General features: G+C 43.0%; 7 protein-coding genes. 6 read left to right on the plus strand and 1 reads right to left on the minus strand.

Annotated elements, in window-relative coordinates; translation table 11 throughout:
• Window positions 1-17 precede the first annotated feature (17 nt).
• Both RRG12_RS22360 and RRG12_RS22365 read left to right on the plus strand, forming a co-directional pair.
• Window positions 18-545, plus strand: a complete 528-nt coding sequence (locus RRG12_RS22360; RefSeq protein ID WP_256090877.1) for a hypothetical protein — start codon at window positions 18-20, stop codon at window positions 543-545.
• A 216-nt stretch (window positions 546-761) separates the two neighbouring features.
• Complete coding sequence (locus tag RRG12_RS22365; protein ID WP_069069408.1) at window positions 762-1244, plus strand: hypothetical protein; 483 nt, start codon at window positions 762-764, stop codon at window positions 1242-1244.
• 260 nt (window positions 1245-1504) lie between these two features.
• On the opposite strand, the gene RRG12_RS22370 is transcribed toward RRG12_RS22365, so the two are convergent.
• On the minus strand, window positions 1505-7126 hold the full coding sequence (locus tag RRG12_RS22370; protein ID WP_420760759.1) for a PAS domain S-box protein: 5622 nt from the start codon (window positions 7124-7126) through the stop codon (window positions 1505-1507).
• 441 nt (window positions 7127-7567) lie between these two features.
• Here RRG12_RS22370 and RRG12_RS22375 point away from each other — a divergent pair, with 441 nt between their 5' ends.
• The 4 genes from RRG12_RS22375 to RRG12_RS22390 form a co-directional block, all read left to right on the plus strand.
• A complete protein-coding gene (locus RRG12_RS22375) occupies window positions 7568-7849 on the plus strand; it encodes a Nif11-like leader peptide family RiPP precursor (protein ID WP_420760760.1) in 282 nt (93 codons plus the stop codon).
• 234 nt (window positions 7850-8083) lie between these two features.
• Window positions 8084-8374 (plus strand): Nif11-like leader peptide family natural product precursor, encoded by a 291-nt coding sequence (locus RRG12_RS22380; protein ID WP_069069406.1) that lies wholly within the window; start codon window positions 8084-8086, stop codon window positions 8372-8374.
• 382 nt (window positions 8375-8756) lie between these two features.
• On the plus strand, window positions 8757-12059 hold the full coding sequence (locus RRG12_RS22385) for a type 2 lanthipeptide synthetase LanM family protein (RefSeq protein WP_420760761.1): 3303 nt from the start codon (window positions 8757-8759) through the stop codon (window positions 12057-12059).
• A 508-nt stretch (window positions 12060-12567) separates the two neighbouring features.
• Window positions 12568-12982, plus strand: a 415-nt coding sequence (locus RRG12_RS22390; protein WP_420760762.1) for a leucine-rich repeat domain-containing protein, incomplete at its 3' end; no start/stop codon positions are given.

A 12982-nucleotide genomic window follows, 5' to 3' on the forward strand; every position in this document is an offset into this window, starting at 1 on the left:
ATAACCAACTTTATTCAATGCCAAAAACTGTCCGCCTTTTCGCTTCTAGTGCCTTGAGTTTAGGACTCACCGCTAGCCTTGTTTTTTACCCAAGCGCGAGTCAAGCGGGTAAAAACGATACTGGAGTCCCTGCTGAACTCCAGGGCGAGTGGCGATATGGTCGAATCTCGTCCATCCAATACCAAGATAGTTACACAGGGCAGTCAGCAGCCCCGAACGGTTCTAGCGATCAATTTCAACTCGCATCTAACGGAAACTACAAGCGAAATAGGCTGCTTCAAATTAACACTTACAACTGCGCGTCTAACCTCTTCATAGAGGAAAAAGGCAAAGTTAAAATTGAGGCTCAACGCCTGACTTTCCAACCCAGTGACAGCACATCCAAAGGGCAAATTTGCAATAGCGGGCGCACTTACTCCAGCCGCAATACAGCAAAGCCTGAGACTTATCAGTGGTCGATTGAGACGAATGAGTACGGGCAGCAAGTTCTGGTGCTTGAGACTGCCGATGGTAAAGGTAAAGCTCATTACGGGCGACCTCAATAAGCTAATAAGCATTAGACCTCTTGCAAAAACATATTTTTGCAAGAGAGGGAAAAGGGTAAAGGTTAAAGGGAAAGGATTTTGAGTTTATTTACCCTTTTCCCCTTCCCCTTTACCCCGACTTTTGCAAGAAGTCTATTTAAGAGTTAAGCTTTTTTCTCTCCCCTAGTTCTCCCCGATTGTTTCCTAATTTATAAAATATCGAACTGAGGTTATTCCATGATTCACCATATTTCAATTGCTGTTAGAAACCCTAGTCATGTTGCTCAAGTTCTGGCAGAAATCTTAAAAGCGCAAGCTGTTTCATTTCCTCCTAATCCAGGAAGCTATATGGTTATACCTTTTGATGAATACGGTACAGCCATTGAACTTTATCCTTTAGGCTCTCAAATTGAACCTGGTGAAAATGATGAAGAATGCGTATTTGTGCATACTGCAATTACCTCTATTTATACAGATATTCATGCAGCTATTTCTGTACCAAGTAGTCAGGAAGAAATTGAACAAATCGGTGTCCGTGAAGGTTGGCGTGTAGTGCGCTGTAACCGCGATTCTTTCTTTGATGTGATTGAGTTCTGGGTGGAAAACAGATTAATGATAGAATTGCTAACACCAGAAATGGCATCTCAATATTTGAAATTTGCGACTCAGCAAGAAAATCTGAAATATTTTTTGGCAGAACCAGCTTTAGCCACAAATTAATCAACTCTAAGCATTTAACTTGCATGGTTACAGTCCATACAAATTAAATGCTTATTTTTTCTCTAATATTTGCTAAAAAAGTTCTATCATCAAAATTGTGATCGCTAATTTTTAACCTTTTCCCCAAATCAAATTCCGAGGTAAAAATGCACAAAGCGTGTAGTATTGCTTGTGATTGCTTCATTCCACTTCTCTACGAGACGCTACCGCGAACGTTGCATTCGCAATGAAATATCACAAGTAATTTGCCGGACATGATATTACAAGTTATCCTCCGTTAATCCGATAATTTCATCGAAGCAGAAACTACGGACTAAATTTGCCAATTTTTCTGCCAAAGCGGAATGTGTTGGTGGAATTTGCTCAATTAGTTGGAAAATCCTTTCAGCATCGACTTCGACGGCTGCCTGATTAAGTTCTGTTACCCATTGGGCAGGCATAACGGTAATTGCAGAGCGAAGATCCAAGATGGAAAATTCAATATTTTCTAGGTTGTTGTCTGTTGCTTCTTCACGGCTTTCTTCTGCGTAAACATAACGCACCTGCAAATATTCAGCGATCTTTTCAAAAATCACTTGCTCCCGGAATGGCTTACGAACTAAGTCATCGCAACCTGCGGCTAAGATACTTGCCTGTTGTTCTTCAAAAGCACTGGCAGTTAGGGCAATAATTACGGTGCGGTGATTTGTAGTTGTATTTTTTTCCCTGGCTCTAATCTCTTTTGTTGCATCGTAACCGTTCATTACAGGCATCCGCATATCCATCCAAATTAGGTGAGGTTGCCAGGTTTGCCAAATTGCGATCGCTTCTTGTCCATTATTCGCAGCCTTAATCTCAAAGCCAATACTACCAAGAAGTTGCACAATTAAATCGCGGTTTTCTTTGCGGTCATCCACTACCAGAACCCGGTAAGATGGTTGGTCTGCTGCCAGCTTGAGTACACGTCCCTTACTCAATTTTGGTGCAGCTTTCAAAGCTGCGGCTAAATTCACTTGGATGTCAAAACTAAAAGTAGATCCTTGTCTAACGCTACTCGTCAAGTGAATATCGCCTCCCAGTAACCGCACAAATTGACGGCTGATAGTCAGCCCTAGTCCAGTTCCCTCCTTGGTTTGGATACCGCTTGTCGTCTGGACAAAAGGTTGAAACAGGTTATTCATTTCTTCTGGTGCTATTCCCCGTCCAGTGTCTTCGACTTCAAAGTGAAGAAATGGGGCATTGGGCATTGGGCATGGGGCATGGGGCATTGGGCATGGGGCATTGGGCATTGGGCATAATAGTTTTTCCTCCCCTGCTTCCCCTGCCTCCCCTGCTCCTCTACTCTCACTCCCTAATCTGACCCTTAAAGTTACTCCCCCTGTTTGAGTAAACTTGACGGCGTTACCCAAAAGGTTAATCAGGACTTGGCGGAGTTTTCCCTCGTCTGTTTGTATATAGCGGGGAAGATTGGGAGCAATTTCAAATCTGAGGAACAATTGCTTTGTTTGTGCCCTTACCTGAAACATTTCTTGTAATGTTTGCAACAGCAGATAAAGGTCGAAGTCTTCAGGGTTGAAAATAATTTGTCCAGCCTCAATTTTGGACATTTCTAGGACATCATTAATCAGGTTTAGCAAGTGTTCTCCACTGCGGTTAATGGTAGCTAAAGATTCACGCTGGTTTGAGTTGAGGCTAGTATCTCGTTCCATTAACTGAGAAAAACCCAGAATGGCATTCAGAGGCGTGCGAAGTTCGTGGCTCATATTAGCCAGGAAAGCACTTTTGGCACGGTTGGCAGTTTCGGCGGCTTCTTTGGCAATTCTCAGCGCTTCTTCTGCTTGATGTCTAGCTCGACCGATCGCAATTATTTCACCTACCAGCTTTAATAGATTCAGATCCTCTTGACTCCAGGTTTGACAAAAGTGAATCATCGCTGTACCAACAAATCCAACTACTTCACCAGAGTGAAGCATGGGTACAGCAACTACAGACTGAAACGACATCCCCTCAAATAGCTTTCTCTCTGGTGTATCAGGTGGCAATTCTGCGACACAAGGGATTTGTATATGGTTGCCCAGCAGGATTGGAGCATAAAAATAGGGAAAACTTTCTACAGGTGATCCTTTGGCAAGATCAATCAATGGCTCGACACCTTCGCCACACCATTCATGAATGAGGTCGAACCGCCTTTGATCTTCGGATAATTCAAAGATGCAACTGTGTTCGGCACTAATAAACTCAGCGATCGCTCGCAGTGTAAAATTAATTGCTGTATCTAAATTTTGGTCAATAAATTGGCGAGAAATGCTACTGAGTAAACTTTCTGCTTGAGTCCGACGTTGTAAAGCTGCTTCTGCTTGTTTGCGATCGCTAATATCACGAGCTACACCCACAATCTGAAAATTACCTTGGGCATCTTGTGTGCGGACTGCATTAGCAGTTAGCCAAACCCAGCCTTTAGTCCGATGTTTGGCGCGGTACTCAGTTCCCGAAATTCCCTCACCTGTTGCCAGGATAGTTTGGGCGGCTTCAAAACATACTGGCACATCATCAGGATGAGTAAAAGATGCCAAGGAATTGCCCTCCATTTCGCTAGGAGCAAATCCGGTGGTATTCAATATATTAGGGGAAATATAGTTAAATACCCCATCAGGACTAATAACAAACAGCATATCGTTGACCTTTTCAACGATAGTGCGAAACTTTAACTCACTTTGCTGTAGGGCTGCTTCTGCTTGTTTCCGTTCCAGTTCGGCACCGGCACGGGCAGCAAAAATTTTAAGAATCAGTTCCCGTCCGGGATCATGCTTCATTGGTTTAACATCTATCACTGCTAGATGTCCGATGATTTCGCCGGATGAACTGGTTAGAGGAACGCCAAAAAAACTCTCGGCATTCATCTTCACTAAATCTGCATCTTGGGGGAAAGCGGCTTGTACTGCTTGGGGGTAGTGACACATATTGCCTTGCAAGGTATGTTCACAAGGAGTACCTTGCAAATCATATTCCAAGTTCTCGTTAATAGTCCCACCACACCAAAATGCTAAAGTGCGGACTTTAGTTTTTGGCTCATCACCAAACTCAGTAACTAGGGCATATTGAACTTGCAATACTTCGGCAAGGTAACGAACGCAGGAATTGAAAAATTCATCACCTGTTTTTGCTGCTGTGCCCTCAACAATTAAGCGTAAAGCCTGTTCTTGCTGTTTGCGTTCGCGTAGCGCGGCTTGCCGTTCGCTAATATCTGTAAAAACAGAATCGAGACAAGATTCTTCGGCATTGAGGCGCAGTGACAACAGTAACCAAACAACCGAACCATCGAGCCGTCGCAGTGCTATTTCAAAATTACGAACTTCACCGTCCTTTTCTAACTCTGCTAGCATCCGCGTGCGATCGCCTGGATTAACATATAAGTCAGTTGTGAAATACTTGCCAATTAAGTCAGCAGCAGAGGAAAAACCTAATATCTCAGCACCACGTTGATTTGCATCGATAATCAATCCATCCTTTTGGCAGGTGCGGAAAATCCCCACTTGGGAATTTTCAAAGATGTTGCGGTATTTCATTTCACTACGACGCAAAGCTTCTTCAGCTTGCTTACGTTCTGTAATATCGCGTCCCACACCTGCGATCGCAATTTCACCGTTGGGAGTGTTGATTGTGGAAGTGTTAAAGTTGAACCATCGCCAGCTACCGTCTTTGTGTCGCAATCGCACCTCAATATCAGTCAGCTTTTCGCCAGTTAGAGCTTTTTGTAAGGCGGTGACGCTAATTGCTAAATCTTCAGGTTTGGTAAACTCCACCACCGAATGACCTTCTACTTCCTCCAGGCTGTAACCCAAAATTGCAGTCACATTTGGCGAGTGATAAGTAAACATTCCCTCTGGCGAAAGGACAAATATCAGATCATTGGCATTTTCAACAATGCTGCGGAATTTTAACTCACTTTCTTGGAGGGCTGCTTCGGCACGTTTACGTTCTGTGGCATCAGTGCCGACTGAAAGTATTTCGACTAAGTTTCCTTGTGCATCTAAAATAGGTTTATTTGCCCAGACTATCCAAACGCGATCGCCATTTTGGCATAAGTTTTCATTTTCGTTGAATAAATAGTTTTCTGGGTGTTGACAAATATCAACCATTAATGTTTGTAAGTCGCGTCCAGAAGTTTCGGTTTCTGGAACAATTGTGCCGATAACATTACGTCCGATAATTTCATCTAAATCGAAACCAAAAATCCTTTGACCGTAATCATTTAAAAATATGATATTACCGTTACCGTCCCAACGCAGAATGATGCAGTTGGCTGTTTGCACCAAATCCCGATACTGGACTTCGCTTTGTCGCAAGGCTTCCTCAGTACGTTTGCGAGCAGTAATATCGCGCACTATCGCTAAGATGTGTGGCTTACCGTTGTAAATGCAAGTTGTCCCTTTAACTTCTACATCTATCAAAGTGCCATCTTTGCAGATATCAACTGCTGGCCCATAAAATTGCTCACCAGATTGCGTTGTTTCGAGAAACTCTAAAAAAACAGAATGTGAGTCTGGGTGAATGTAAACAGATGGATGTAAAGTGAGAAATTCTTCATAAGAGTAACCGTGCATCTGACAAGCCGCAGGATTAACTTCGGTGACTTTTTCAGTTTCTATTTCAGTAATAAATAGTCCATCATTAATAGCTTCAAAAATACTGCGGTATTGTAGCTCACTTTGCCGCAGAGCTTCTTCTGCCCTTTGGCGTTGGGTAATGTCGCGGAAACTCCACACTCTACCAATAATCTGTTCGCCGATGCGCTGAGGACAGGAGTATCGCTCAAATACTCTGCCATCTTGTAATTCTAATAAGTCGTAACTAACTACTTCAGGTTGTGAATATAATTCTCGGACTCGTTGCAAAAACATATTCGGGTCTTTTAGCTGCTTTGCCAAATACGCCAACCGCTGAGGATGATCTGGTTCTGTCAAAAGTTCTGGTGGAATTGACCACATCTCTAAGAACTTTTGGTTATAACTAGTGATATTACTTAAGCTATCGACTACTAAGATACCGTCTTGAATCGATTCAAAGATAGCGCTTAACAGAGACAAAGAGTTTTCTAAGGCTACTTGAGTTTGTTTGCGTTCGCTCAAATCCCGCCCTAAAACCACCAAAGCTTTGCGTCTACCATCCTGGTGAAATAGGGGAGCTTTAATCATATCTACACTGCTCACCGTCCCATCAGGTCGGGGTATAACTTCTTCTACCCGATGCACACATCCCAATTGCCAAGCTTGTTCATCTGTTTTGTCGCAGTTGAGCAAAGCATCGTGATAAAAATTGCTAAATTCTGCTAGTTCTGAGTCTGTTTTGCCTTGATAATCAACGCCTTGTAGCTGTAAAAATTCTAAGTTAGCCTGGTTTGATAGTAACCATTTTCCCTCGCCGTCTTTTAAACAGATAATATCGGGTGTAGCGTTAATTAATGTCTGCAAACGCTCCTCAATCTCTTGCAGGGATTCTTGAGTTTGTTTTGTCTGCGTAATATCCCGAATTACCAGTATTGCACAGCGATCGTCAGTCATTCCGCTACAGTTACCGGAAATTTGTAGTGTTAAAGTCCGCTCACCCTTCTGGAACTGATAATTTGCTGTTTCGTACTCACCATTGAGTATCCGCACATCAGGATAGCAAGGTAAAGCAACTGGTTGTCCTACTTGTGCTAGGGGTAACAGGTCAGTTAACTTTGTGCCGGTGACAGTGTTGTGGCGTTGATTCACCAAACCCTCAAAGCTAGAATTGCACCATTGAATGCGTCGGTCTTCTCCTACCCAGACTACAGCATCAGCGATCGCACCTAATGTCACTTCCATTTTGGTGAGGGTAGCTTGCAATTGCTTCACCTGCTCCAATTGTTTAGCGCTCATCACCAACTCCTTAATATCTCCTAGATAGATCAATCAATTTGGTATAGCGATTGTATCTTTAGTTGATCGTTAGGATATTTAACTACAGCAAAACTACATATTGGCTTTAAATGTTACAGCAGTAATGCAGATATCAGCATCATAGAGATGGCAGAGAGCAACAAGAGGGAAAAAGGTTAAAGGGTAAAGGGTAAAGGGTAAATGATGAAGAAGAAATAAACCCTTTCCCCCTTTGCCCTTCTTACCCATGCCCAATGCCCCATTCCCAATGCCCCATCCCCAATTAATCTGTGCGGAAAAATTTTTCCGCAATTGCACTTATCTCCCCTACTTCTCCCCTCTTTCTGTCTAAATTCAAATCAGAAAAGCAGAGAACACCGCCCAAAACAAGCGCACAATCTCTGCCGTATCAATAAGTCAATCAAAACGGAGAACAAACGTATGCTACACCAAATCAAAGATTTGCTTCAAAACGCCCAACTACAACAGCAAGTAAAAGCAGCAACTAACCAAGCAGAAGCCATCAAAGTGCTAGCGATCGCTAGTGCAGAGAAAGGTTATAACTTCACAGTTGAAGCTATCTCTCAAATGCTGTCCGAACTAACCTTTGTGGATTCTAACGAACTGAGTGAAGAAGAATTACTCAGTGTTAGTGGTGGATTGATGGCTGATAGTGCGCCTAAGCTATGTCATACAGAAGGTTGTGGTGGCGGACACTGCTAAAAAAGGTATGTAGCTTCTCCTTGGCATTGTAGCCTCCAAGGTCAGGTTGTTTTTCTAAAACAGCTTTTTATATCCAACTTTCCCAATATTTTAATTTGGATAATTTCCATACTTGGTACTGAGGCTCAACGCAGAAAGAAATGCTGCATAACAAATTCCCTCTTTACTTTTTTCATCAAGAAAAGAGGGAATTCAATTAACAATTACTATCACCGAATCGGAGAAAATAAAATTATGTTGTCACAAATTCAAAGCCTACTTCAAAATAGCCAACTACGCGAGAATATACAAGCAGCAGTTACCCAAACAGAAGCCATCAAACTGTTGCTAATTGCCAGTGCAGAAAAAGGTTATACTTTCACAGCCGAAAGCGTAGCTCAAATGCTGTCAGAACTGACCTTTGTGGACTCCAACGAACTGAGCGAAGAAGAATTACTCAGTGTTAGTGGCGGTGCAATGGCTGATAGTGCGCCTAAATTATGCCACACAGCCGGCTGTGGTGGCGGACACTGCTATCTCTCATAATTCGTAATTTTTGGTCTTTCTCTGTTGGGGACTTGTACCCCAACTAATTCAATTAAGAATTACAAGTTATTTTAATTATACCTACTTAATTAGTACTTAATTTAAAAGTTATTTCAGAGGATGTTTTAAAAGTCGTGATTGATGTATCAAATATTTTTTTACCCCTCCCTAACCCTCCCCTTGTAAAGGGGAGGGAACCGGATTTTTCTTGTTTCCCCCCTTGTAAAGGGGGGACTAAGGGGGGTAACAACGCAATTAAAATCACAATCAAACACTTTTCAAACATCCTCTCAGACGAACGCTATTGTTGTTAATGCCAACTATTAAAACGTAGACCAGAACTGATACTTACCTTTTAACTCCAACTATGAGAAATCCAGCTATGGTTCAACAACTTGTTCGCTTATCCCAACAGAAAACATCAGACGATTTAAGAGCGATCGCAGCCAACGCTAGCTTTATCTGGGAACGGCTTGATGAAAGCAGATTTGCAGTCGAGCAAGTCAACGAACAAGAAATTAACCGTCGTAAACATCGCTGGTGCGAAGTTGCAGCAGAAGGTAAATTGGATACATTGCATAAACGTTTACAGTGGGAAGGACTAGACTTCGATACTGTTAGTTCCAAATTGGGAACTATCGAGTTGCTTGCCGATCAAGCTTTGCCTGAGTGGGCAGAAACCTTGCAGCAAATCATCCAAACTGCTACAGGATTCAATTCTGCAACCGAAGTATTTCTACCAATCGATTCACAAAATCCGATTACCTTTGAAGATATACTTTTGCCTGCTATCTTAGTAGCCAGACAGCAATTACTGACTCGCTGCAACAGTCAATTCACCCAAGATTGTCTTCCCTTATCAATTCTTTCCCATGACGCTTACAGTTCTTTAGAACGTGGTTTACTGAAACGATTAGCAGGAATTTGCACAAAGACATTAGATTTTGAATTTTCTCAGGTGCGTCCCTTTGGTCAAAGCTTGCTCGGCTTACTAGGGCTGGAAACACAAAATAATAACACTCACTACATTAAGTTTGTCAATCAACTCCTAGAAGATGGAATGCTGACCTTTTTCCAGAAGTATCCAGTTCTCGGTCGGTTAGTGGCAACAGCCGTCAATTTTTGGGTTGAGTTCACTGCTGAATTTCTCGAACGTTTAGTTGCAGATAGGACAGATATTCAACGAACTTTTAATCAAGCGATCGCTCCATTTTCTCAAAATAAAGTTGCTGAAATTCAAACATCGATTTCCGATGCACACAAACGCGGACGAACGGTGATTTCGCTCACCTTTGAATCTGGACTTAAACTTGTTTATAAACCCAAAGATTTAGGATTAGAGGTTGTCTTTAACCAATTTTTGGATTGGTGCAATCAACACAGCAATCTTTTAGATTTTAAAGTCATTCAGGTGCTAGAGCGCAACGGTTATGGTTGGGTAGAACATGTTGAACAGTTGCCTTGTGTGGATGAAGCAGCTGCGAAACGATTCTATCAGCGTTCTGGGATGTTGTTGTGTGTGCTTTACGCTTTGCGGGGAACAGATTGCCATTACGAAAATTTAATTGCTAATGGCGAACATCTGGTGCTGATTGACATGGAAACGCTGCTGCACCATGAACCAAATCTCATTGAAGACTCACCGCTTACCCAAGATTTAGAAACAACCGCCACACGACAATTTTGGGATTCCGTACTCCGCACCGGACTTTTACCGCGTTGGGATTTTAGTGGCGATCGCAGTGTCGCTTATGATATTAGCGGACTAGGCAGCACAGATCCCCGACTCTCTCCCCGCAAAGTGCCGCGCTGGCAGAACATTAATACAGATAATATGCATCTGTTGTCTGAGCCTGTAACCTTGCCGATTGGTAAAAATGTGCCATTCTTGGGTGAAACTGCTCTGTCTCCAAACGATTATCAACAACAAATCACCACTGGGTTTGAGCAGATGTATCGCTTTTTGATGGCGCACAAAGATTTCTTAATTTCACGCCAAAGTTTGCTATCTGCGATGCAAAATCAGCAGGTGCGCTTTATCTTCCGCAACACCCGCATCTATGGCATCATCCTCCAAAAAGCTTTAGCACCCGATTACCTCAAACACGGCGTAGATTACAGTATTCAACTCGATGTTCTCAGCCGTGCTTTTCTAGTTGCTCAAGATAAACCAAACGCCTTTCCTGTTTTAAGCGCGGAACTCCGAGCAATGGAACAATTGGATATTCCCTTCTTCACGGCTAGCGCGGTGGTTGATGAACTGAGTTTAAACGGTTCTTCTGCCATTCCCAACTACTTCAAGCAATCCAGTTACCAAGACCTGCTCAACCAGTTACAATCTCTAGATGAAACCGACCTAGCTCGACAAGTAGCGATTATTCAAGGCTCCTTCGATGCCAAGATTGCAACCACTTTCAGCCGCCAAGGTGGGCAATGGCAAGGCGAATCGTTACCGTTGCTAAATTCAGAACAATTGATTGTTGAAGCCAAAGAAATCGCCACTCAACTGGAAACCAGAGCCATTTCTGACCCTGATGGCAGCGTTAACTGGATTGGCTTAGACTTTGTGCCTCGCGCTGAACGATATCAACTGCAAGTATTGAATAATTGTCTCTCTGACGGACGCTCTGGAGTTGCCTTGTTTTTAGCTGCACTGAGTCAAGTAACTGGTGATTCCCGTTACCGTGATTTAGCATTGAGGACAATGCAATCTCTGCGTCGCCAAATCCACACCATTGAGCCAGAAACTTGGGAGCGCATGGCTCGTTTCATGGGCGTTGGGGGTGCAACAGGTTTAGGATCGATGATCTATAGCCTGGTGAAAATTAGTCAATTCCTCAACGATGTGACGTTGTTGCCAGACGCTCAAGTATTAGCCGAGTTGATGACACCAGAACTAATTGCTGCCGATGAACACTTGGATATTATGAGTGGAGCAGCAGGGGCAATTTTAGGGTTATTATCCCTGTATCAAGCCACAGGAGAAGCAACCGTATTAGAAAAAGCGATCGCCTGTGGACAACATTTAATTAACCGTCAAGTTAGCCACAACGGTGCGCCCAAAGCTTGGCATACTTATTGGGATAAGCCCTTAACTGGCTTCTCTCATGGAGCCGCAGGCATCTCTTATGCCTTGCTCAGACTTTATGCCGCAACCTCAGAGGGCAAGTACTTAGAAGCAGGTTTAGCAGGAATTGAGTATGAGCGTAGCGTCTTTTGCCAGTCCACCGCCAACTGGCCAGACTTCCGCAGAATGGGACAATCAGGACAACCTGACTTTGCAAATAAGTGGTGTCATGGTGCAGCCGGCATTGGTTTAGGACGCTTAGGCAGTTTGAGAATCGTGGAAACGCCAGAAATTCAACAAGAAATTGAAATTGCTCTCCAAACTACTCAAAATTTTGGCTTACAAGCGATCGATCACTTGTGCTGTGGCAACTTTGGCCGGGCGGAAGTGCTGTTAGTCGGTGCAAAAATCTGTTCTCGTCCTGATTGGCATCAAATTGCTCACCAGAATGTAACAAATGTTGTGGCTAGAGCCAAGCGAACTGGAGCTTATCAACTGTTCCCCAACTTACCCAATTCTGTATTTAATCCTGGCTTTTTACCCGGTATATCTGGAATTGGTTATCAATTGCTGCGTCTGGCTAACAATAACTTGCCTTCAATATTATTGTGGGATTGAGCTTGTTGTTCGTACTTAAAAATCAATACAGTTCATTTAAGAGCTACTGGCAAAAATTTTGGGTTTTCGAGACGCGATAAATCGCCGTCTCTACAAAGGACTGATTATTGTAGAGACGGCGATTTATCGCGTCTTTATGATCTAGGGCGTGTCATCAAAAAACCTTATCCGAATCGTATTGGCCATATTTAGGACTCATAATGCACCGATAACTACTGGATGTCTAAGTCAGGAGGGTGATTTCCTGGCTTAGGCATCCAGATAATCTAGTATTTTTCCCTAATCAGTTAAGATAAGTAGTCAGACAGAATTAATTACACAATTTTATTGCGAATAGAGCGTACCCCTACGGGGAAGCAAGCTACGCGGTAGCGTCTCCAAGAGTTGCGGAATGAAGCAATCGCAAGGGCTGGGATTGCTTCATTCCGGTCGCAATGACTGTAAATATTTTTGTCCGACTACTTAATCTTCATCAATCTTCTTTCCTTTTACCCTTCTCCTTGGAATTATGACGCAGGATGAGTTGTTGGTACTGATAGATCGCGCCGTGGCTGAGGGATGGCGAGAGTTAGACTTGTCGGGGCAGGAGTTGACTGAGTTACCTGTAGAAATTGGTAAGTTGCAGCAGCTTGAGTCTTTGATTTTAGGAAAGAAGGTTAAAGGTTATGAAGAAGTAGGAAACCGCTATCTCGAAAAGGTTTCAGGCAACAATTTAAAAACGCTTCCACTCGAACTATTGGGTTTGGCTAATTTGCGTAAGTTGGATATTAGTGGCAATCCTTTAGAGAACATTCCCGATGTGGTAACGCAAATACTACATTTAGAGGAACTTATTTTAATTCGAGTAGAGCTAACTGAAATACCTGATGCGATCGCTAATTTAACCAATCTGACGCAGCTTCACCTCAGTTCCAACCAAATAA

It is taken from the genome of Nostoc sp. CALU 546 (assembly GCF_048836525.1).